The sequence below is a fragment of the Cupriavidus sp. 86D6 genome, assembly GCF_057815095.1.
Window position 1 is genome coordinate 135,990 of sequence record NZ_JBYPSB010000008.1, and the last position, 21,725, is coordinate 157,714.

Annotated in this window: 18 protein-coding genes; 9 read left to right on the forward strand and 9 right to left on the reverse strand. The window is 65.9% G+C overall.

The features are described from left to right. The first annotated feature begins 113 nt into the window (after positions 1–113). Genes AC3G88_RS19275 through AC3G88_RS19295 form a run of 5 tightly spaced genes read left to right on the forward strand, consistent with a single transcriptional unit; the run spans position 114 to position 5,464 of the window. Entirely contained in the window at positions 114–974 is an 861-nt protein-coding gene (locus AC3G88_RS19275; RefSeq protein WP_488773376.1) for an FAD binding domain-containing protein, read from the forward strand. After that, complete coding sequence (locus AC3G88_RS19280) at positions 974–1,489, forward strand: (2Fe-2S)-binding protein (protein ID WP_488893781.1); 516 nt, start codon at positions 974–976, stop codon at positions 1,487–1,489. The genes AC3G88_RS19275 and AC3G88_RS19280 overlap by 1 nt, the downstream gene beginning before the upstream one ends. Further along, on the forward strand, positions 1,486–3,771 hold the full coding sequence (locus AC3G88_RS19285; protein WP_488773374.1) for a xanthine dehydrogenase family protein molybdopterin-binding subunit: 2,286 nt from the start codon (positions 1,486–1,488) through the stop codon (positions 3,769–3,771). Before AC3G88_RS19280 ends, AC3G88_RS19285 begins: the two co-directional genes overlap by 4 nt. After that, a complete protein-coding gene (locus AC3G88_RS19290; protein ID WP_488773373.1) occupies positions 3,768–4,394 on the forward strand; it encodes a UbiX family flavin prenyltransferase in 627 nt (208 codons plus the stop codon). The genes AC3G88_RS19285 and AC3G88_RS19290 overlap by 4 nt, the downstream gene beginning before the upstream one ends. After that, entirely contained in the window at positions 4,391–5,464 is a 1,074-nt protein-coding gene (locus AC3G88_RS19295; RefSeq protein WP_488773372.1) for a CobW family GTP-binding protein, read from the forward strand. Before AC3G88_RS19290 ends, AC3G88_RS19295 begins: the two co-directional genes overlap by 4 nt. Positions 5,465–5,564: 100 nt before the next feature. On the opposite strand, the gene AC3G88_RS19300 is transcribed toward AC3G88_RS19295, so the two are convergent. Further along, on the reverse strand, positions 5,565–6,518 hold the full coding sequence (locus AC3G88_RS19300) for an AraC family transcriptional regulator (RefSeq protein WP_488773371.1): 954 nt from the start codon (positions 6,516–6,518) through the stop codon (positions 5,565–5,567). A gap of 211 nt (positions 6,519–6,729) precedes the next feature. On the opposite strand from AC3G88_RS19300, the gene AC3G88_RS19305 reads away from it, so the two are divergent. The 4 genes from AC3G88_RS19305 to AC3G88_RS19320 all read left to right on the forward strand — a co-directional run bounded on the left by AC3G88_RS19305 (position 6,730) and on the right by AC3G88_RS19320 (position 11,641). Further along, positions 6,730–8,091 carry a nucleobase:cation symporter-2 family protein gene (locus tag AC3G88_RS19305; protein WP_488773370.1) on the forward strand — a complete coding sequence of 454 codons (1,362 nt, stop codon included), beginning with the start codon at positions 6,730–6,732 and terminating at the stop codon, positions 8,089–8,091. Then, positions 8,092–9,474 carry an amidohydrolase family protein gene (locus AC3G88_RS19310; protein WP_488893786.1) on the forward strand — a complete coding sequence of 461 codons (1,383 nt, stop codon included), beginning with the start codon at positions 8,092–8,094 and terminating at the stop codon, positions 9,472–9,474. Positions 9,475–9,632: 158 nt separating this feature from the next. Beyond that, positions 9,633–10,763, forward strand: coding sequence for an FAD-dependent monooxygenase (locus AC3G88_RS19315; RefSeq protein ID WP_488773368.1), 1,131 nt, complete (start codon positions 9,633–9,635; stop codon positions 10,761–10,763). A 29-nt stretch (positions 10,764–10,792) separates the two neighbouring features. Continuing rightward, complete coding sequence (locus AC3G88_RS19320; RefSeq protein ID WP_488773367.1) at positions 10,793–11,641, forward strand: IclR family transcriptional regulator; 849 nt, start codon at positions 10,793–10,795, stop codon at positions 11,639–11,641. Between the two features lie 52 nt (positions 11,642–11,693). Here AC3G88_RS19320 and AC3G88_RS19325 read toward each other — a convergent pair whose 3' ends face one another. The 8 genes from AC3G88_RS19325 to AC3G88_RS19360 form a co-directional block, all read right to left on the reverse strand. Beyond that, positions 11,694–13,877, reverse strand: coding sequence for a xanthine dehydrogenase family protein molybdopterin-binding subunit (locus AC3G88_RS19325; protein WP_488773366.1), 2,184 nt, complete (start codon positions 13,875–13,877; stop codon positions 11,694–11,696). Continuing rightward, positions 13,861–14,301 (reverse strand): (2Fe-2S)-binding protein, encoded by a 441-nt coding sequence (locus AC3G88_RS19330; protein WP_488773365.1) that lies wholly within the window; start codon positions 14,299–14,301, stop codon positions 13,861–13,863. The genes AC3G88_RS19325 and AC3G88_RS19330 overlap by 17 nt, the downstream gene beginning before the upstream one ends. A gap of 133 nt (positions 14,302–14,434) precedes the next feature. Then, a complete protein-coding gene (locus AC3G88_RS19335; protein ID WP_488773364.1) occupies positions 14,435–15,445 on the reverse strand; it encodes a tripartite tricarboxylate transporter substrate binding protein in 1,011 nt (336 codons plus the stop codon). Positions 15,446–15,494: 49 nt separating this feature from the next. After that, positions 15,495–16,316, reverse strand: a complete 822-nt coding sequence (locus AC3G88_RS19340) for an IclR family transcriptional regulator (RefSeq protein ID WP_488773363.1) — start codon at positions 16,314–16,316, stop codon at positions 15,495–15,497. 336 nt (positions 16,317–16,652) lie between these two features. After that, positions 16,653–17,960: an MFS transporter gene (locus AC3G88_RS19345; protein ID WP_488773471.1), complete on the reverse strand. Its 1,308-nt coding sequence runs from the start codon at positions 17,958–17,960 to the stop codon at positions 16,653–16,655. A gap of 284 nt (positions 17,961–18,244) precedes the next feature. Continuing rightward, positions 18,245–19,201 (reverse strand): PDR/VanB family oxidoreductase, encoded by a 957-nt coding sequence (locus AC3G88_RS19350; RefSeq protein ID WP_400391972.1) that lies wholly within the window; start codon positions 19,199–19,201, stop codon positions 18,245–18,247. A 34-nt stretch (positions 19,202–19,235) separates the two neighbouring features. Beyond that, positions 19,236–20,201 carry a VOC family protein gene (locus AC3G88_RS19355; protein WP_488773362.1) on the reverse strand — a complete coding sequence of 322 codons (966 nt, stop codon included), beginning with the start codon at positions 20,199–20,201 and terminating at the stop codon, positions 19,236–19,238. Positions 20,202–20,243: 42 nt separating this feature from the next. Then, positions 20,244–21,719, reverse strand: coding sequence for an aldehyde dehydrogenase (locus tag AC3G88_RS19360; protein WP_488773361.1), 1,476 nt, complete (start codon positions 21,717–21,719; stop codon positions 20,244–20,246). Positions 21,720–21,725: the final 6 nt, after the last annotated feature.

The window sequence follows — 21,725 nt, forward strand, 5'->3', positions numbered from 1 at the left end:
AATAAATCCCGTTATGGGTATTTACCGATGATGGGCCGCGAACCATGATGCAAGCACGGTCAGCCGCAAACACATGCGCTGCACGGGCCGCGAGCACCCCCAAAGGAGCGAAGATGAGAGCGTTTGAATATCTCGAACCCGCCACGCTTGCAGAGGCCTCGGCGCTGCTGCATCGCTGTGGCGGCCGTGCCAGCGTGCTGGCCGGGGGCACCGACTTGCTCGTGCAGATCAAGGAATCGCACCGCCAGCCCTCGCACGTCATCAACATCAAGAAAATTCCCGGCATGGACGTGCTGGCGTTCCATCCGGCCGATGGCCTGCGCATCGGGGCGCTGGTCACCACGCGCGAGGTGGAAACGTCCTACGCGGTGCGCCGCCACTACGCCAGCCTGGCCAAGGCCGTCACGGACTTCGCATCGATCCAGGTACGCAACCGCGCCACGGTGGTGGGCAATGTGTGCCGCGCATCGCCATCGGCCGATTCGCTCGCGCCATTGATGACCGACCACGCGTCGGTGCATCTGTACGGCCTGCAAGGCTCGCGTTCGATGTCCGTGGAGAACTTTGTGACTGGCGCCGGCAAGACCGCGCTGGCACCCGACGAACTCGTGTCGTATATCACCATTCCCGCGCCGGCCCCGCACACCGGCAAGGCCTACATCAAGCACGGACGGCGCGTGCAGATGGAACTGGCCACCGTCGGCGTGGCCGTGTCGGTCACGGTCGATGGCGGGCATTGCACCGACGTTGGCATCGTGCTGGCCGCAGTCGGCCCCACGCCGATTCGCGCCCGACATGCCGAAGCGGTGCTGCGCCATCGCCCCGTCACCGACGCGCTGGTCCTGCAGGCCGCGCATGCCGCCATGGAAGATGCGCGGCCCATCAGCGACGTGCGCGCAAGCGCCGAATATCGCCGCGAAATGGTGGGGGTGCTGACGCGCCGCGCCATCGCCCAAGCCCTGGAGATGCTGTGATGCGCAAGCTGATCGAAGTCGATATCAACGGCGAAGTCCGCGAGCTCGCCGTGGAACCCAACAGTACCCTGCTGGACGCCCTGCGCGACGACGCCGGACTGACCGGCACAAAGAAGGGCTGCGATGTGGGCGAATGCGGGTCGTGCACGATCCTGGTCGACGGCGCGCCGATGAACAGTTGCCTGATGCTAGCCCCAGAAGCCCACGGCCGCAAGATCGTCACCATCGAAGGCATCCAGCCCGCCGCCGATCGGGTGCATCCCATACAGGAACAGTTCATGCGCTGCGGCGCCGCGCAATGCGGCTTCTGCACGCCCGGATTCATCGTCGCCATCAAGGCACTGCTCGACGCCAATCCGCAGCCAACGCGGCAGGAAATCCGCTTTGCCCTCGCGGGCAACATCTGCCGCTGCACCGGCTACACCCGGATCATCGAAGCGGTGGAACGGGCCGCCGAGGCCATGCGCCGTCCGGATGGCGACGCCGCTCGCGCACTGACGGAGAACGCACGATGACCCACGCCGTGATAGGACACAGCGTCAAGCGTACCGACCTGCTGGACAAGGTCACCGGCAACGCCAAGTACGTATCGGACATGCCGATGGCTGGCCTGCTGCACGCCAGGCTCAAGCGATGCAATGTGGCGCATGCGCGCATCGTCGGCATCGACACGTCTGCCGCTTTGGCGCTGCCGGGTGTCAAGGCGATCCTCACGCATGAAAACGTGCCGCGCGTGCTGCATGCGGGCTCGCCGCATCCGCGCTCGGCGTCGGTCACGTGCGACCAGTACATCCTGGACGACAAGGTGCGCTACTGGGGCGAAGGCGTCGCGGCCGTTGCGGCCACCAGCGAGGACATCGCGGCACGCGCCATCGAACTGATCCAGGTCGAGTACGAAGCACTGCCGGCGTATTTCACCGTGGAAGACGCAGCGGCGCCAGGCGCCGCGCTGATCCACGATCGCGAACCGGGCGGCAACCTGGTACTTCCGCCGGTCAGGATCGAACGCGGCGATGTGGACAAGGGCTTTGCCGAAGCCGACTTCATCCTCGAAGGCGTCTACGAAGGCGGCCGTCCCACGCCGGCCTACATGGAACCGAACGTGCTGACCTGCAAGTGGGACGGCAACGGCAACCTGACGGTGTGGATCTCGACGCAGACCGCGTTCATGGTGCGCGGCATCATGGCCGAGGTGCTGGGCCTGCCGCTGCACAAGGTGCGGGTGCTGGTGGACCACATGGGCGGCGGATTCGGCGCCAAGCAGGATCTTTTCCAGGCCGAGTTCCTGTGCGCGCTGCTCGCGCGCGAGACGCATCGTCCGGTACGGATGGAATACACCCGCGAAGAGACCTTCCTGGGTGGGCGCACGCGCCATCCGGCAAAGGTCTGGCTGCGGCAGGGCTTTCGCAACGACGGCACCATCACCGCGCGCGAAGCCAAGGTGGTCTTCAACTCCGGTGCGTACGGTTCGCACGGGCCCGGCGTGACCAATGTCGGCACGGCGGCCATGGTGTCGCTGTATCGATGCGAGAACATCAGGCTGGAAGGCCGCTGCGTCTACACCAACAGCCCCATTGCCGGCGCATTCCGTGGCTATGGCGTGGTGCAGACGTACTACGCGCTTGACATCCAGATGGACGAGGCCGCCGAACGACTGGGCGTCGATCCGGCCGAACTGAAGCTGCGCAACGCGGTGCGTGACGGCGATATCGCACCGTCCAATCACCCGCTCATCGGCCATGGTCTCGAAGCCTGCATCCGCAAGGGCATGGACGTGGTGGACTGGAACGTTCGCCGTGCCGAAACGCGCCAGCAGCGCGGCGTGCTCCGGCGCGGCTGGGGCATCGGCTGCGAGATGCACGGCAGCAGCGCGTATCCGGGCATCAAGGAGCAGGCCAATGCGATTGTCAAGATGAACGAGGACGGCACCGTGGTGCTGCTGACCGGCGCGGCCGGCCTGGGCACAGGCGCGCATACGGCGCTGGCGCAGATCGTGGCCGAAGAACTGGCCATTCCGTTCGAATCGGTCAGCGTGGTACACGGCGACACCGACGTCGTACCGTGGGACATCGGCGCATTCGCCAGCCACACCACCTACATGGTGGGACGCGCCGCGCAGATGGCGGCCGGCGACATCAAGACGCAGCTGCTGGCGCGCGCGGCGAAACAGATGGAAGCCGAACCGGCCGACCTCGATATCGCGAACGGCGTGATCTCGGTGCGCGGCCGCCTGGGCCCGACGATGACCGTGCGCGAAGCGGTGATGCCGCGCAAGGGCCTGCCCGCCGCACAACTGGTGGGCACCGCCACTTATCACCCCACCAAGTCGTACTCGTTTGCCGCCCATTTCGTCGAAGTGGAAGTCGATACCGAAACCGGCTTTGTCACCGTGAAGCAGGTCGTTCCCGTGCACGACATCGGCAAGGTGATTCATCCGATTGCCGCCGCGGGCCAGATCGAGGGCGGCATACAGCAGGGTATTGGTCACACGCTCTACGAGGACTACCAGATCGACATGACGACGGGCCGGTCGCTGAACGCCAATTTCGTCGACTACAAGATGCCGCTGGCCATGGACATGCCGGAGATCCACACCGTGCTGCTGGAAGCCGCGCCCGACCCGGGCGGCCCGTTCGGTGCCAAGGGCGTCGGCGAAGATCCGATCGTCGCCATCGGGCCAGCCATCGCCAATGCCGTGTTCGACGCCATCGGCGTACGCTTCCGCCACTATCCGATCAAGCCCGAGCAGGTATTGCAGGCGCTGGCGGCAAAGCGCGCGACGGAGGCCCGCCCATGAACACGACGCGCCGGCTGGTGGTAGCCATCACCGGCGCCAGCGGCGCGGCGTACGGTGTGCGGCTGCTGCAGGCACTTGGGATGATCGACGGCTGGGAAACGCACCTGGTTTGCTCGCCGTCCGGCCTGCTCACCGTGCATCACGAACTGGGCCTGCAACGCGCCCAGGTGGAAGGGCTGGCGGACGTCGTGCACAACGTGCGCGATATCGGCGCCAGCGTGGCCAGCGGGTCGTTCCGCTGCGACGGCATGGTGGTGGCGCCCTGCTCGATGCGCACACTGGCCGCCGTGGCCACCGGGCTGGCCGACAACCTAATCACGCGCGCGGCCGACGTCATGCTCAAGGAACGCCGCCGGCTGGTCTTGCTGGCGCGGGAAACGCCGCTGCACCTGGTGCATCTGCGCAACATGACCACCGTCACCGAAATGGGGGCCATCGTGATGCCGCCGATGCCAGCGTTCTATACCCATCCGCAGCACGTCGACGACATCGTCAACCACACCGTGGGCCGCGTTCTGGACCTGTTCGACATTCCGCATGAAGGCCTGCTCTCGCGCTGGGCCGGCATGCGCACCACACTTGCCGCCGTCAACGCCGAAGTCATCACCCGGGAGACACCATGAACGAATTGCATCGCCACACCCAGCCGCCGGTACCCGTCACCATCCTGACCGGCTTTCTGGGGTCGGGAAAAACCACACTGCTCAACCACATCCTGACGCAGAAGCACGGGCACCGCATCGCGGTGATCGAGAACGAGTTTGGCGAGGTCGATGTCGATTCCGATCTGGTCATGACGTCCGACGAAGAAATCTACACAATGACAAACGGCTGCATCTGCTGCGTGGTCGACGTACGGACCGATCTGGTGGCCATCCTGCGGAAGTTGCTGGAGCGTCCCAAGCGATTCGACCATATCCTGGTGGAAACCAGTGGCCTGGCCGACCCGACACCGGTGGCCGCCACGTTCTTCATGGATAACGACGTGGCCAAGCAGGTCACCCTGGACGGCATCCTGACGCTGGTCGATGCGGTGCACATCGAAGACCATCTCGACGATCCGCAGCTGTCCGGCTTCGACAACCAGGCCCTCGACCAGATCGTAGCCGCCGACCGCATCATCCTGAACAAGTCCGACCTCGTGAGCGCCGAGCGGCTGGACGCGCTGGCGCACCGGCTGCATCACCTGAACGAAGGCGCGCAGATCCTGCCGTCCAACTACGCGCAGGTGGATCTGTCGCGCATTCTCGGCATTGGCGGCTTCACGACCGGTGCCGCGCGACTGCCCGACGATGACCACGCCCATCACCACGACGCCAACCACGTCTGCGACGAACGTTGCGACCACGGCCATGACGAGAACGACCCCGCACATCGACATGATCCGTCGGTCACGTCGGTTTCGCTGGTGTTCGACACGCCGTTCGACCGCCAGCGGCTGGAACACGGGCTGCGCGCATTGCTGGCCGCGCAAGGCGACGACGTCTTCCGCATGAAAGGCATCGTGGCCGTGCACGACGACGACCGGCGGTACGTGCTCCAGGCCGTGCACCGGCTGATGGACTTCCATCCGGCAGACGCATGGGGCGACCTGCCTCGCGAAAGCAAGTTCGTCTTTATCGGCCGCAATCTCGACCGGGCGCGGCTGCAGACGCTGCTGGGCGTGTGCCAGCCCACGCCACTACCCGCATAGCACGCAGCCGCCAACGCGGCCAGACCCGCTCTGGGACCCCGCCACGATACTGGCGGGTGTTTTGATGGCGCAGCCGTCTCACGTCGGCTGCGTCATTTTTTTATCCCGCGCGACGCAGCGTGGCCGAAGGCGATTCACCGAATTCGCGCCGGTACTCGCGCGCGAACAGGCTCAGGTGCGTAAACCCGTGCCGCAATGCGATGGTCGACACCACGCCCGGGCCGGGTATCGCGCGTTGCAGGTCGGCGTGCGCCCCCTGCAGGCGCAGCACACGCAGGTATTCCATCGGCGTGGTGTTCTTGCTCTTGCGGAAGCCAAGCTGCAATGTGCGTTCGCACACGCCGCAATGGGCGGCAAGTTCCTGCATCATCACCGGCTTGTCCAGATTGGCGCGCAGGTACCGGATGGCACGACGCACATAGGCCGGCAACGATGGCAGATAGCCGCGCGGCAGCAGGCTGCCGTCCTCGCCGAAATGGTCCACCAGCAAGGTATTCAGGCAAAGCTGTTCGATGGCCGCATCGACGGCGGGCAGGCCGTGGCGGCCCTCGCGCATTGCGGCTTCGGTGCGCATCCACGTCATCAAGGCGCGCCAGCGTCCGGCGCGTTGGGCATCGGGCAACGGCTGCAATGCAAACAACATGGGGCTCGGTGGATCGAAGTGGAAGCACGCACGGAACGCATCCTCCAGCGCATGCCGCCGCACCACAACGCTGAAGCGTTCGCATCCGGCTTCCAGCCGCAGCCGCACGGACAGCGATGGCGAGAACACCCACGTGCTACCGGGCTCCATCGTGACCGATACGCCTTCGACCTCGACGTTGCACTGGCCCGAGATCACGGTCTGGATCACGTACTCGTCCTTGCCGGGCACCGGCTCCACCATCATGTCGCGCGCATAGCGCGTGGTGGCCAGGGTCAGGTGGCCGATCTGGCAGCTTTGCAGCGCCACTTCCGGGTCGGCATCGTCCGTGTGCAGCCGCGTGGGACCGAACACGCGCGCGGACAGCGCCTGCACGTGATCCAGTGCACGCGCATGGCTCGCAGTGTTCATTCTTGGTGCAGCATGATGGCCCATGGTGCAAACGGAGGGACGAACGGCAGGGAATGTGTGCATGCTAGGGAGCCATGCACGTTTCATGCAAGCTAAGGAAAACCCGCTGTATTTCGGTTCCGTGCGCCCGCCTTCGCAATGTTGCTACGCACGCGGTTGCGGGCTCGCTACCTTGGGTGCACACCCCACACGTCCAAGGCAGGAGAGAGCCATGTCAACCCCCGTCCATCCCGTCGACCAGATCCTGCCCGCGCGGGCCATGATCTCGCTGGGCTTCCAGCATATGCTGGTGAGTTATCTTGGCGCGATCGCCGTGCCGATGATCGTCGCCGGCGCGCTGAAGATGACGCCGGCGCAAACCACACTGCTGATCAGTACCGCGCTGTTCACGTCCGGCATTGCCACGCTGCTGCAAACGGTGGGCTTCTGGAAGTTCGGCGTGCGCCTGCCGCTGATGCAGGGTGTGGCGTTCGGATCGGTAGGACCGGTCATCGCCATCGGCACCGATCCGTCGCTGGGCTTTACCGGCGTCTGCGGCGCGGTGATCGGAGCGGGCGTGGTGACGATGTTCCTCGCGCCCGTGATCGGACGGCTCAAGCGGTTCTTTCCGCCAGTGGTCAGCGGCTGCATCATCACTTCGGTGGGCCTGTCGCTGTTTCCGGTGGCCTACCAATGGACTGGCGGCGGCCATGGCGCGAAGGAATTCGGCTCGCCGCTGTTCTTTATCGTCGCCTTCGGCACAGTAGCGCTGATCCTGTTCACCAACAGCCACGGCGGCCGGCTGGTGCGCAGCCTTGCCGTCCTGATCGGCCTGATGCTGGGCGGCGCGGCCGCCTGGCTCATGGGCATGGGCAACTTCGACGAAGTGGCCCGCGCGCCCTGGTTCACCATGGTCACGCCGTTCGCGTTCGGCATGCCGACGTTCCATGCCAGCGCTATCGTGACGATGGTGATCGTGATGGTCGTGCAGATGGTGGAATCGATGGGCCTGTTCGTCGCCATCGGCGACATCGTCAAGCGGCCTGTCACCGAACAGGAAGCCACGGCGGGCCTGCGCGCGAACGGTCTCGCCAGCGCCATCGGTGGCATGTTCGCCGCCTTCCCGTTCATCGCCTTCATGGAGAACGTCGGGCTGGTCATCGTCACCGGCGTGCGCAGCCGCTGGGTGGTGGCCGTGTGCGGCGTCATGCTGTGCGCCGTGGCCCTCGTGCCGAAGATCGGCGCGCTGTTCTCGTCGATTCCGGCCGCCGCACTGGGCGGCGCCACCATCGTCATGTTCGGCGTGGTGGTAGCCGCCGGCATACGCACGCTTGGCCAGGTCGACTACGAACGCGAACCCGCCAACCTGAGCGTGGTGGCCATCACGCTGGCCTGCTCGCTGATGCCCGTGATCATGCCGAACCTGCTGGAAAAGCTGCCCGCCCCGCTGCAGCCGTTCCTGCATAGCAGCGTGATCATCTCGTGCGTAGTGTCGGTGCTTCTGAATCTCGTCCTCAACGGCATTCCGGCGCGCGACGACAGCGTCGAGCCGGCCCAGCACGCCGTGGTGCCCGAACACTTTCCGGAGGTCTGAATCATGACGACGACAAGTCCGATGCTGATCCGCGGCCCCGCCGCCGTCATGACCGGCCGCGCCGGTGCCAACGCCCGGGCCGGTGCCGTGGATATCCGCATCCGCGACGGCCGCGTGGCCGAACTGGCCGCCAACCTGACGCCGCAGTCCGATGAAGCCGTGATCGACGCCACCGGCTGCGTGATCTATCCCGGCTGGGTCAACACGCACCACCACCTGTTCCAGAACCTGCTCAAGGCCGTGCCCGCGGGCATGAACGCCGATCTGCAGGAATGGCTGGCCAGCGTGCCGTATCCGCGGCTGGACCGCTTCACGCCGGACAGCTTCCGCACCGCCGTCCGGCTGGGCATGGCGGAACTGCTGCTGTCGGGCACCACCACCTGCGCGGACCACCACTACCTGTATCACCACGGCCATGGCGCCGAAACGGGCGATGTGCTGTTCGACGTGGCCGAAGAGTTCGGCATGCGCCTGGTGCTGTGTCGCGGTGGCGCCGTGCAATCGAAGGCCAATCATCCTGGCATGCGCGCCACGGCACTGGTGCCCGAAACGTTCGACGAAATGCTGGGCGACATAGAACGCCTCAAGTCGCGCTATCACGATGCCAGCCCCGACGCGATGCGGCGCGTGGTGGTGGCGCCTACCACACCCACGTTCTCGATGCCCCCCGCGATGCTGCGCGAAGTGGCGGCGTTCGCGCGCGGCATGCAGTTGCGGCTCCATACGCACCTGTCGGAAACCGACAACTATGTGCGCTTCTGCGCCGAAAAATTCCACTGCACGCCCGTGCAGTTCGTGGCCGATCACGACTGGCTGGGCCCCGACGTGTGGTTCGCCCACCTGGTCACCGTGACACCCGACGAGATCCGCATGCTCGGCCAGACGGCGACCGGCGTGGCGCACTGCCCGGTCAGCAACGCGCGGCTGGGCAGCGGTATCGCGCCGGTGCGTGCCATGGCAGACGCCGGCGTGCCGGTGTCGATCGGGGTCGATGGCGTCGCGTCGAACGAATCGGGCAGCATGGTCCACGAAGCCAATTTCGCCTGGCTGATCCATCGTGCGCTGGGCGGCGCATCGCAGACACGCGTCGAAGAGGTGATCCACTGGGGCACGGCCGGTGGTGCGCAGGTGCTCGGGTTGCCAGGCATCGGCACGCTCCAGCCGGGCCAGTCCGCCGACCTGGCCATCTACGACGTCAGCGGCTTGCGCTTTGCCGGCTTCCACGACATTGCCACGGCGCCCGTTGCGGCCGGCGAGCCAACGCCGGTGCGCGACGTGTTCGTGCGCGGCCGGCACGTGGTGCGTGACGGTGCCGTGGTCGGGCTCGACATCGAACGCCTGCGGCGCGACGCCCAGGCGGCCTTGCAAACCTTGCTGCCCTAGCCATCGCGCCCCGGGGCCGTCAACGGCCGTTACCGGCCGAGCCCCGGGTTCCGGAAGCCGGAACGGCTGTGTATCCCCCGCAGCGCTTGACGGCCCCCCGCAAACATGCGACTGTTTTATGAACATTACGTTCATTTTTGAACAGACAGGAGCATCCCATGATTCAAGGAAGGATCGGCATCAATGGCGCCGGCATTGGCGGGCTGGCGGCGGCCATTGCCCTGCGCAAGCTCGGCATGGACGTCGTCGTGTATGAGCAGGCGCCCCGCTTTGCGCGTGTCGGCGCGGACATCAACCTGACCCCCAACGCGGTGCGCGCACTGGACGGGCTCGGCATCGGCGATGCACTCCGCGAGACGGCCGCTCGCCCTACGCATCGCATCAGCCGGATCTGGGACAGCGGCGAAGAAACATCGCGCCTGGCCATGTCCGATGAAGCCGAGCGCCGCTATGGCGCCCCTCAGCTGACGATGCACCGGGGCGACCTCATGTCGGCACTCGAAGCGGCAGTCCCCGCGGCCAATGTGAAGCTGGCATCGAAGGCCATTGCGATCGTCCCGCGCGAGCGCGGTGCCACCGTGCAATTTTCCGACGGGTCCAGCGACGACGTGGACGTGTTGATCGGCGCCGACGGCATCCATTCCGTCGTGCGTCGGGCGATCCTCGGCGACGAGCATCCCACGTTCACCGGTGTCGTCGCCTACCGGGCGGTGGTGCCTGCCGAGCGCCTTGCAGGCGTTCCGAACATCGGGGCGTTCACGAAATGGTGGGGACCCGAAGCGACCAGCCAGATCGTGACGTTCCCGCTGAACCGGGGCCGCGAGATCTTTGTGTTTGCCACCGTCGCACAGGAGAGCTGGCGCAACGAGTCATGGACCACGCCGGGCCGCGTGGAAGACCTGCGTGCCGCCTATGCGGGTTTCCATCCCGATGCACGGGCGCTGCTCGACGCCTGCGACGACGTCCTTATCTCCGCGCTGTACGTGCGCGACCCACTGCCCGCATGGTCCGCGGGGCACATCACCCTGATGGGCGACGCCTGCCATCCGATGATGCCATTCATGGCGCAAGGGGCCGGCATGGCCATCGAGGACGGCGTGGTCCTGGCGCGCTGCCTCGCCGACGCCAGCACTGCCGACGTTCCCGCTGCGCTGGCGCGCTACCAGTCAGCCCGTCACGCACGTACCAGCCGCATCCAGATCGGATCGCGCGGCAATGAGTGGCTCAAGGCCGGCGGCAATGCCGACTGGGTGTACGATTACGACGCCTGGAACACGGCGCTGCACTGAGGCCGTTCCCCGTCATCGCCCGATCATTCATGCCCACGTCCGCTTCCTTGCGCAACCGCCCTTCCGAATCCGACGCCGACGCCGACGCCGCCGCCGATGCAGCCGGCGCATCGCCGCAACTGGTGACACCGGTCATGCGCGGCCTGCGCCTGCTGCGCTTCATCGCCGAGGGCGGTTCCACTGCCAACCTCAGTGAAGTGGGCCGGCGCATCGACGTCAACCGCGTGACCGTCATGCGGCTGCTCGACACGCTGGAGCACGAGGGCATGGTCGAGCGCCTTCCGCAGGGCGGCCACACGGTTGGCTTCGCGTTCCTGAAGATGGCCTCGCGCGTGCTGGCTGCCAACGACCTGACGACCTTCGCGCGGCGCATACTCGCGCAACTGAGCAGCTCGCTCAAGCTTTCGGCCTATCTCGCGGTGCCGGATGGCGGAGACGTCCTTTACCTGTTGCGCGACATGCCTGACACCGGGCTGGTGAGCAACATCCAGGTGGGAAGCCGCGTGCCGGCGCACCTGACCACCCCTGGCCGCATGCTGCTTGCCCATCTTTCCGCCGAAGAGCTGCGGGCACGGCTCGGCGACGATCCCCTGCCGACGGTCACGCGGCAGAGCCCGGCCACCCATGCGCGGCTCGCCGACATTCTCGCGGCCGACCGCGAACGCGGCTGCGCATGGAGCTTCTCGGCCTTCGAACCTGGCATTGATTCGTGCGCGGCACCCGTATGCGACGCCGGCGGCAATGTCATCGCGGCGATCAGCGTGGCGGGTCCACAGCAGCGTTTCGAAGTCGATGGCGCGTTGCGCGAACGGGCCGAGAAGGAGGTCAAGGCCGCTGCCAGGGATCTGTCGGCGCTACTGGGGTATCGCAAGCCCTAGAGGTAGAGGGCCACGAGATAACGGGCGGCGCGTCACGCTGCGCCGCCCGGCTTCAGGCTTCCATCTTCATCGGCATCGACCGATGTCGCGACCGGGTTGCCTTGTACAGCGCATGGGCCACGGCCGGGGCGACAGGCCCGAGCGAAACCTCTCCGCAGCCCTGCGGCGGACGATCGCTGTCGACGATGACGACTTCGATCTTCGGCATGTCCGACAGACGTAGCAACGGATAGTCGTGGAAGTTGCTCTGTTGCACCACGCCGGCCTTGAAGGTGATCTCGCTATTGAGCGTATTCGTCAGCGCAAAGCCGATCCCGCCCTCGATGTTGCCCCGGATCAGATTGGGATTGATGGCCCTGCCGCACTCCACCGCGCACACCACCCGCTTTACCGCGAATGACTTGCCCGCGCGCTCGAGCTCCAGCGCCATGGCCACGTAGGTCTGGAATGCCTCGCCACGGCCGGTGTAGAGATTGAACGTGAAGGCGCGTGTGACATTGGCCGCGGGCTTGCGATCCCAGTTGGCGGCCTTTGCCGCCGCGTCGAGCGTGCGCAGTGCCAACGGGTTGTGGGCCAGCAGCGCCCGCCGGTAGCGATACGGATCGATGCCGGCGGCATCCGCCATCTCGTTGACAAAGCTCTCCAGCATGAAAACGCTGGACGTCGAGCCAACACTGCGCATGAAACTCACGGGAATCGGTTGCTTCACGTCGATCATGTCGACCTTGAGGTTCGGCACGCGGTAGACGCAATCGTAGATGGCCTCCAGCATCGTCTCGTCCCAGCCACCTTGCCTGGCCATGCGCTCGGCCTTGATCACGCCATAGAGCGACTGGCCGGTCATGCGCGCGTGCATGGCTACCGGCATGCCCTTGTCGTCGAGCACCGCGCGAAAACGTCCAGAGACACCAGGGCGGTAGAAGCCATGCCGGATATCGTCCTCGCGCGAGCGGATCACCTTGACGGGCTTTCCGACCGCGGCAGAGGCGCGCGCGGCATGGATCACGAAGTCCGGCAGGAACTTGCGGCCGAAGCTTCCGCCCAGGAACGTCGTGTGCACGATCACCGTCTCGGGCTTGCGGCTGTACAGCTTGCCCAGCGCGTTTCGCACGAAGTCCTGCCCCTGGATCGGCCCCCAGACCTCGATCGCGTCATCGCGCACATGCACGGTGGCATTCACCGACTCCATCGTCGCGTGAACAATGTATGGCGTGTGATAGTCGGCCTCGACGATCCGGCCACCCGCCGACAGTACCGCGTCGGGGTCGCCAAGCCGGGTGGCGACAACCGCTTCGGGTGCGCCCAGCGCAGCCTGGCGTGCGGCCATGATGTTGTCGCTGTCCAGGTCCTTTGACGCGCCCGGGTCCACATCGATCTCCAGCGCGTCAGCGCCCTTCTTTGCGAGCCAGTAGCTTGTCGCCACGACGATCGCCGCATCGGGCGCCTGCACCACGGCCTGGATTCCCGGCATCGCCTTCACCGCATCGGCGTTACGGATGCCTGTCACCTTGCCGGTGACCGTGGGTGGCATCTTCAGGGCGCCGTACAGCATGTCCGGCACCTGCACGTCGATGCCGAACCGGGCCGAGCCGTCGACCTTGGCCGGGGTATCGATGCGCGGCAGATCCTTGCCGATCAGCTTGTGCGCGGCCTCGTTCTTCAGGCGCGGGGTCGGATTGAGCGGCAGCTTCGCGGCCTCCTCGGCCAGTTCGCCATAGGACAGCGATCGCCCCGTGGCGCCATGGTAGACGCGCCCCTTGTCGGTATGGCACTGGCCCGGGCGCACCTGCAGCCGCCTTGCCGCCGCGATCATCAGCACTTCGCGCGCCTGCGCGCCGGCAATCCGCAGGCGCTGGTAGAACAGCGTGGCGGACATCGACGCGCCCACGAACTGCTGCGGCTCCTCGTACGCCGCCCCGGTACGGTAGGCATCGCGCCCGGTGACGAACGTCACCGCGATGTTCTGCCAGTCCGCATCGAGTTCGTCGGCAAGCACCTGCGGCATGCCCGTGTAGACACCCTGCCCGCATTCGCATTGGGACAAGCCAAGCGTGATCCGGCCATTGGGCTCGATCCAGATCCAGTCGGTGATCTCGTTCGTACCATGCGGGCCGCTGTCCACGGTGCGGCTGGCCAGGACCGGCAGCGGAATGCACAGTGCACCCGCAACCGCGATACTGCCCTTGAGGAAGCCGCGCCGTGTGGCACGCATCGGCATGTCATTTTGCTGCGGCATGGATCGCCTCCCGGATGCGGTGATACGTGGCGCAGCGGCACAGGTTGCTCACGGCCGCGTCGATGTCCTTGTCGGTGGGATGTGGGTTCTGCTTGAGCAGCGCGCTGACCGCCATGACCATCCCGGACTGGCAGTACCCGCACTGCGGCACATCCTTGGCGATCCACGCCTGTTGTACCTTTGACGAGCGATCCGGGGATAACCCTTCGATCGTCGTCACGTTGCGCCCCGCCACGGCGGACACAGGCGTCACGCACGACCGCTGCGCGTGGCCGTCGACATGGACCGTGCATGCCCCGCATGCGCCGATGCCGCAGCCATACTTCGTGCCGGTGAGCCCGGCATCGTCGCGTATCACCCAGAGCAGCGGCGTATCGCCGTCGCCGGCGAAGTGTGTCGCCTTCCCGTTCAACACAAAATCCATGGTTGCCTCGCTTTGGCCTCGACAGTGCAAGAAAAGACGGCCGCATGCCACCGCGCACTGCGCGCGGTGCGGCCGGATACGACTCAATAAAGGATTGGGATGGCGCCGGCTGGGCGCCCTGGAACGATTTCCGCTAGTCCGCCGTAATGTGGTACGTGCGAATCAGCGTGGCCCACGACGCGGTTTCACTGCGAATCCGTGCCGCGAGGGCATCTGGCGTGCTCGCCACGGGCTCCAGGCCCTGGCGCTGCAGATCGGCGCGAATCGCCGGCGTGGCAAACAAGGTCTGTACGTCAACGGCAAGCGCATCGGCCAGCGGCTTGGGCGTCGCCGAGGGCAGGAGCAGCGCATACCACGAACTCACGTCGATGCCGGGCATGCCCTGCTCTGCCAGCGATGGCACATCGGGCGCCGCCGCCGACCGCTTCGATTGCGTCACGGCGATCGCGCGCAGCGCCCCGGACTGGATGAACGGCGCAAGCGTCGGCCATGTGCCGAACAGCACCGGCACCTGCCCGCCCACGACGTCGTTGACGGCCTGCGTGGTGCCCTTGTACGGCACATGCAGCATGTTCGCGCCTGCCTTGTGGTGGAACAGTTCGCCGGCCAGATGCAGGCCGCTGCCGACCCCGGGACTGGCATAGCCCAGCGGCGTCCCGGCCTGGTCCGCCTGTTTTGCCAGCGCAATCAGTTGCGGGACCGTGTGCGCCTTGACCGAAGGATGCACGGCCAGCACGTTGGGAGAACTGGCCAGCAGCGATACCGGCCGGAAGTCGCGGGCGACGTGATAGGAAAGCTGCGGAAACAGCGTTGGATTGATCGTCAGGTTGCCGGCCGGCACGACCAGCCAGGTGCAGCCGTCCCCCGCCGCGCGCCGCACCGCATCGATGCCGATGTTGCCGTTGGCACCGGGCTTGTTGTCCACGATGAGCGGCATGCCCCTGCGCTGCTGCAGCCCCACGGACAGCGTGCGGGCAAGCTGGTCGGCCGCCCCACCGGCCGGAAACGGCACCACGATCCGCACGCTCGAGCAGGGATCGGCCTGCGCTGCGCCAGCCGTGGCGAAGGCCGCCGTTGCTGCCGCTGCGCCCAGCCACCGCCGGGTCCATTGGGTTGCCTTTGCGTTGTGGCTGCGGTGCTGCATGCTGTTCCTGCCTGTCCCTTCGATCGTTACGATCGCTAGCGTCGCGTTGTCATTGGCCGGCCACCGTGCTTTCGGGCATTGGCCGGTAATCCAGCAGGCGCGACAATTCCGCTGCCGCCTCCCGCACTCTTTCCACCATCGGTTCGAGCTGGGCAGGATCGATCCGTGCTGCCGGAATCGTCGCGCCCAGTGCCGCCACCACGCGCCGGGTGCGATCGCGTACCGGCGCGGCAATGGTCGAGATACTTGCCTCGAAGAATCCCTCGTGCAGGACGTAGCCGCGCTGGCGGTCACGCTGCACCATCTCGTACAACTCCTCCACCGTGCGCGGTGTGCTTTCCGAGAACACTTCCAGCCGCGTCTCGGGATACAGTTCCCGCAGCTCCGGCAGCGTCAGGTCCTCCAGCAGCACGCGGCCCAGCACCGTGGCGTGCGCAGGCAGGCGCGTGCCCACGTTCACCGTGCTCGTGAACGGCCGGGCCGCCACGGATTTCGCCACGTACACGATCGACCGGCCATCGCGCACCACGAGATTGCACGGATAGTGGATCTCGTCGCGCAGCCGGTCCAGCAACGGCCGGCCCAGCTCGGTCAGTTCCAGCGACGCCAGGTAATCGAACCCCAGCCTCAACACCGCCATCCCCAGCCGGAACTCGCGCCCACCGTCCGTGCGCTCCACGAATCCCATCATTTCCAGCGTGGCGAGTAACCGGAACACCGTTGAACGCGGCACCTGCAGTCGCCTCGCCAGCTCCGCCGCCGACAGCGTGCGGTCCTTGCTGCTGAATTCGCCCAGCAGCCTGAGCCCGCGCTCAAGCCCCGGTACGATGTACTTGTCCTGCGTCTCCTCCGTGGGAGCGGTTGTATTCATGGTCTCTCTCTGCTTGACGTTCGGTTTGCCGATGATCAGCAAGGCATGTCGATATAACATGCTTCGCCCGTGGCCCGACGCGCGGGCACTCGGCGCTCTTCCGAACACTAGCAGATTTGTTCCATATATAAAACCAAGATCCACAACAGGAACGATTTCACTGTAAACGCCTTTGTTGATTTATCAACTTAAGGAAAACCCTGATCTTTTGCTCTTTGGATCTTTGGGCCTCGCCTCCCACGCACCGCTCGCCAAGCCACAACGCCCCGCATGCCGGGGCAGTCGGCAGCGGGGCGCAATGACAAGCGTAGGCTCACCGTTCAACGCCGGGCGGCGTCACACCTCCAGTTCTTCCAGAACCTGGCCCTTGGTTTCGATGCCGAGGAAAAACACGGTGACCGCGGCGAGCAGGGGCACTACCGCCAGCCCGAAGAACGCGGTGCTCAGATTGCCGGTGCCGATGGTCGAGGCGATGATGCCCGGCGCGAAGATCGCCGATACCTTCAGCCACGCCCCGCCCAGGCCACACCCCATGGCCCGCACGCTCGTCGGGTAAAGCTCGGGGGTATAGACGTAGGCCGTGATGAAGCCGCAGGCCAGGAAGCCCATCGCCAGCGCACAGAAGGTGGCCACCACATAAACCGACGACGCGTGGAACACGCCTGCCAGAATCAGCGACGCCGCACACAGCACGAACGACACGTTGATCACCGGCTTGCGCCCCACCTTGTCCACCACCAGCGCGCAGATCAACGACCCCACCACGCCCAGCACGGAGGCCCCTGCCGCCAGGTTCAGTGCAAGCTGCAGCGGTGCGTGGTAGATGGTTTGGTAGACCGTCGGCAGCCAGGTCGACAGCCCATACTGGATAAACCCGCAGGTGGCCCACAACATCCACACGGCAAGCGTTCGTCCCAGATAGGCCTTGCCCACCAGATCGCGCACGCGGCGGCGCGGACGGTCGCCCATCGCATCGAACCTCGACGTATCCCCGATGGGCGCCAATGGCTGCGTGGCCCGCGCTTCGAACTGGCGCAGCGCATCGTCGGCTGCGGCCATGCGGCCTTTTTCCGCCAGCCAGCGCGGCGACTCGGGAATCAGCCGGGGCAGCACGAAGAACAGCACCAGCGGCACGCCGCCGAGGAAGTACATCACCTCCCAGCCGTAGCGCGGCACCAGCACCGCGCCCAGCGCGTTCGACACCATCAATCCGATCGGGAACACGATCTCGTACAGCAGCACGAACTTGCCACGGCCATGCGCACGCGTGACCTCGTTGATGTAGGTGGCCGCCACAGGCAACTCGCCGCCCAGGCCCAGCCCCTGCACGATGCGCAGCAGCAGGAAGATCTCGAATGACGGGGCGAAGCCACACGCCAGGCTCATCAGGCCGATGATGCCGGCGCTCCAGCCAATCGAACGCAAGCGGCCAAACCGTTCGGCCAATGCAGGGAACAGCAGCGCGCCAACCAGCTGCCCCACCGACGGCGCGGCGATCAGCAAGCCGATCTGGCCAGGCGAAAGCGACCATTTCGCGATCAGCAGCGGCAGCGTTGCCGCAATGACGATCACGTCGAAGCCATCGAAGAACGTCGCCAGCCCGATCAGCAGCCGCGCACGCACATGCATCATGTTGCCGGGCATGCGCTCGATGCGCGCGACGATCTGGCCACGCGTGACCTTGGCGGCCGATGTCGTCTGGGATGTGGCGGCGGTCTCGCCGGTTGCTGCGCCGCCGCAGGCCACAGCGCCCGCCTGTGCACCCTGCAGCGAAGGTGCGGCGTCTTGTCTCTGAATCAACACGGGTATCTATTCCTGAAACGTGTAGGGCAGTTACCCGCGTGGCCGCTTCGTCCCTGAACGTGCGGCTCTGCCTTGCCGGCGGGCAGTCTTCGTCGCCGCACCGGTCATGGCGCGGCGTGGGTCGGTCAAAGGTCCAGCACCAGGCGCTGGCCCTTGCAACCGGACACGCAAACCATCATGGTCTTGTTCGATGCACGCTCGCCGCTACTGAGTACGCTGTCGCGGTGATCCGGACAACCGTCGAGCACAGCCGTCTCGCACGATCCGCACACACCTTCGCGGCAGCTGTACTCCACAGCCACGCCAGACTCCAGCAGGGCGTCCAGCAGCGACTTGCCGGACGGCACGCGCACGTTCTTGCCCGACCGCTGTAGCTGGACGCTGTATTCCCCCTCCTGCACCGCTTCCGTCGCCGGATCGGCGGCAAACCGCTCGATATGCACGTTCGCGTAACCGTGCATCTCGCAGGCCGACTCGAACGCCGTCAGCATCGGCCCCGGACCGCAGCAATAGAAGTGCGTGCCGGCGTCCTGTCCTGCCAGCATGGCGTTCAGGTCGGGGGGCACGCCCACTTCGTCGTCGAAGTGGAAGCGCACCGCATCGCCGTAGGCCGACAGCGGCTCGATAAACGCCGCCTCGGCACGCGAACGCGCGCAATACAGCAGCGTGAACGCCCGGCCGCGTTCGGCCAGGCGCCGCGCCATGCATACGATCGGCGTCACACCGATACCGCCGGCCACCAGCACCGTATGCGCGGCATCCTCGTTCAGCGCGAAGTGATTGCGCGGCGCCGCCACCGTCAGCGTGGCGCCCACGCGCAACTGCTCGTGGACGAAGCGGGAGCCGCCGCGGCTGTTGCGGTCGTTCAGGACGCCCACCGTATAGCGGTCGCGCTGTTCGGGGGCACCACACAGCGAGTAGCTGCGCACCAGGCCGTTGGCCAGGTGCAGGTCGATATGGGCGCCAGGCGCGAATTCGGGCAACGGCGCACCGTCGGGGTCACGCAGTTCCACGCTGACGACGCCACGCGACTCGTAGCGCATGGCCTGCACGCGCAGGGTTAAAGATGGGCTCGCACTCATGGGACTTCCTTCTACTTCAAGACTTTCCGGATGCTTAACGCTTTTCCGTCAGGAACTTGCCTTCCGGACCGCCGGCATTCTTCTGACGACGGGTATTGCCATCGATGCCCCCTTCGATCGCCCATTCGGCGAACATGGTGGGGCCGGGCTCGAATGCCCGCGGTTCCCAATGGGCATCGAGCTGGTCCTCATCGGCGTAGTACTCGATCAGCCCGCCCGCCGGATTCCTGAAGTACCAGAAGTACGCCGACGAGATGGGATGGCGGCCCGGTCCGAGCTGCGTATCCCAGCCCTTGCGGGACATGTTCATGCCCCCGCCAAATACCTCGTGGATATCGCGCACCGTGAACGCCACGTGATTGAGGCCAGCCTTGCCATGCGGCAGCTGCAGCAGGAACAGATCGTGGTGCCCCCCTTCGGCGGTGCAGCGCAGGAACGCGCCACGGTCGGGGTAATTGTCGGATTGCACGAAGCCGAATCTATCGATGTAGAACCGCTCGGTGGCCTTCACGTCCTTCACGAAGAACACCACGTGGCCCACCTCGATGGGAATGGCGCGCTCGTAGATGGGGCTGCGCTGGTTCATGCGCGGCTTGTCGTTCCACGTGTTCATCACCGCACAGTCCACCTGGACGTCATGCTTGCGCGTGACCTGGAAGCGCACGGCCAGGCCATTCGGGTCGGTGCACCCGATACGGGCGCCGTTCTCCAGCGACACGAAGGTCGGCTCACTGCCGATGCGGTCGCGCAGCGCCGCCAACGATGCTTCGTTGTCGACGCCCCATACCACTTCACGTAGCGTGGGGCCTTCCTCGATGGCCGGCGGCAGCGCCGGGTCGCCAGCCTTGCGTACCAGCACGCGGCAACCGTTCAGGGTTTCGAAGTCCAGACCCTGCGCGTCGTCGCGCCTGATCGTCAGACCCCAGTCTCCAAAGAAGCCGCGACATGCATCGAAGTCGTCGGCGCCGTAGACGATCTCGTCAATTCCCACTACCTTCATTTCCAGTCTCCGTCCTGCCGGTTGCAATGATGTGCGATGGCCTCAGTTGGCCCACGGCAGCGGTTGTTCGTTCAAGCCCCAGTACACGCTCTTCTGCTCCATGTACTGCAGGATGCCAAGCCGCCCCTTCTCGCGGCCGAGGCCGCTGTCTCGCCAGCCGCCGAACGGCGTGGCGATCGAGAACTGCTTGTACGTGTTGATCCAGACATTGCCGGCTTGCACGGATCGTGCCACCCGCCATGCACGCTTGTAGTCGCGCGTCCAGATGCCTGCCGCCAGCGCGTAGACGCTGTCATTCGCCTGCTCGATCAGGTCGTCTTCGTCATCGAACGGCATCGCCACCAGCACCGGCCCGAAGATCTCTTCCTGGCAAATCCGTGCGCGGTTGTCGAGACCCTCGATGATCGTCGGCGTATAGAAATAGCCATTGGCCAGGCCCGCCACGTCGGGGCGGATGCCGCCGGTGCGCAACTGGCCGCCGTCTTCCACACCCACCGCCACATACGATTCGATGCTGTCGCGGTGCCGGTCCGTGATCAGCGGCCCCATCTGGGTGCGCTCGTCGGCGGGGTCGCCCACGCGCAGCTTTGCCGCGCCAGCCGCCAGCCGTTCGATGAACGGCTCATACTGCGAGCGCGCCACGAACAGGCGCGAACCGGCGATACACGATTCGCCCGACGAACTGAATACGCCATACAGCACGCCGTTCACTGCATGGTCCAGGTCGGCATCGTCGAACACCATGGTCGGCGACTTGCCGCCCAGTTCCAGCGACACCGGCATCATCTTTTCCGCCGCGATATGCGCGATGTGCTTGCCGGTGGTGGTGCCGCCGGTGAACGACACGCGGCGCACCAACGGATGCTTCGTGATAGCGTCGCCGATCACGGAGCCCTTGCCCGGCAGTACGCTGATCAGCCCTTTCGGGACGCCGGCTTCCTCGCAGATGGCAGCCAGTTCCAGTGCCATCAGTGGCGTGACTTCGGCAGGCTTGACGATGACGGCATTGCCCGCGGCCAGTGCGGGCGCCATCTTCTGCGCCTCGCTGGCAATCGGCGAATTCCAGGGCGTAATGGCAGCGACCACGCCCATCGGCTCGTAGACGCTCATCGTCAGGCAGTCTCCGCGTTGCGGCGTGATGTGCTCTTCGAGCGTTTCCAGCGCGGCGGCAAAGAACTGGAACGTACCGGCGGCGCTGGCGACCAGGGCCCGCGTTTCACTGATCGGCTTGCCGTTGTCGAGCCGCTGGCGCTGGGCCAGCCCTTCGGCTTTCGCGCGGATCAATTCGGCCACGCGGTACAGCACGGCAGCGCGCTCGTGCGGCTTGCGCCGGGCCCAGCCGCTCTGGCGGAAGGCCCGATCGGCACCTTGGATGGCTTCTTCGACGTCAGCCAGGCTGGCCGCGTTAAGTTCTGCCACCACTTCACCCGTCGCCGGATAGCGCGTGGCGTAGCGGTCGCCGCCGCCCAGGCGCCATTCGCCGGCAATCAGGATGGGAAGGACTTGTTGCGTCGTCATGGGGGA

Coding starts and splice junctions, on each gene's coding strand:
- AC3G88_RS19320 (WP_488773367.1), top strand. CDS start 10,793: ATGCCCACGTCCGCTTCCTTGCGCAACCGCCCTTCCGAATCCGACGCC.
- AC3G88_RS19285 (WP_488773374.1), top strand. CDS start 1,486: ATGACCCACGCCGTGATAGGACACAGCGTCAAGCGTACCGACCTGCTG.
- AC3G88_RS19295 (WP_488773372.1), top strand. CDS start 4,391: ATGAACGAATTGCATCGCCACACCCAGCCGCCGGTACCCGTCACCATC.
- AC3G88_RS19275 (WP_488773376.1), top strand. CDS start 114: ATGAGAGCGTTTGAATATCTCGAACCCGCCACGCTTGCAGAGGCCTCG.
- AC3G88_RS19355 (WP_488773362.1), bottom strand. CDS start 20,201: ATGAAGGTAGTGGGAATTGACGAGATCGTCTACGGCGCCGACGACTTC.
- AC3G88_RS19360 (WP_488773361.1), bottom strand. CDS start 21,719: ATGACGACGCAACAAGTCCTTCCCATCCTGATTGCCGGCGAATGGCGC.
- AC3G88_RS19305 (WP_488773370.1), top strand. CDS start 6,730: ATGTCAACCCCCGTCCATCCCGTCGACCAGATCCTGCCCGCGCGGGCC.
- AC3G88_RS19280 (WP_488893781.1), top strand. CDS start 974: ATGCGCAAGCTGATCGAAGTCGATATCAACGGCGAAGTCCGCGAGCTC.
- AC3G88_RS19315 (WP_488773368.1), top strand. CDS start 9,633: ATGATTCAAGGAAGGATCGGCATCAATGGCGCCGGCATTGGCGGGCTG.
- AC3G88_RS19350 (WP_400391972.1), bottom strand. CDS start 19,201: ATGAGTGCGAGCCCATCTTTAACCCTGCGCGTGCAGGCCATGCGCTAC.
- AC3G88_RS19300 (WP_488773371.1), bottom strand. CDS start 6,518: ATGAACACTGCGAGCCATGCGCGTGCACTGGATCACGTGCAGGCGCTG.
- AC3G88_RS19335 (WP_488773364.1), bottom strand. CDS start 15,445: ATGCAGCACCGCAGCCACAACGCAAAGGCAACCCAATGGACCCGGCGG.
- AC3G88_RS19345 (WP_488773471.1), bottom strand. CDS start 17,960: ATGCCCGGCAACATGATGCATGTGCGTGCGCGGCTGCTGATCGGGCTG.
- AC3G88_RS19325 (WP_488773366.1), bottom strand. CDS start 13,877: ATGCCGCAGCAAAATGACATGCCGATGCGTGCCACACGGCGCGGCTTC.
- AC3G88_RS19340 (WP_488773363.1), bottom strand. CDS start 16,316: ATGAATACAACCGCTCCCACGGAGGAGACGCAGGACAAGTACATCGTA.
- AC3G88_RS19290 (WP_488773373.1), top strand. CDS start 3,768: ATGAACACGACGCGCCGGCTGGTGGTAGCCATCACCGGCGCCAGCGGC.
- AC3G88_RS19330 (WP_488773365.1), bottom strand. CDS start 14,301: ATGGATTTTGTGTTGAACGGGAAGGCGACACACTTCGCCGGCGACGGC.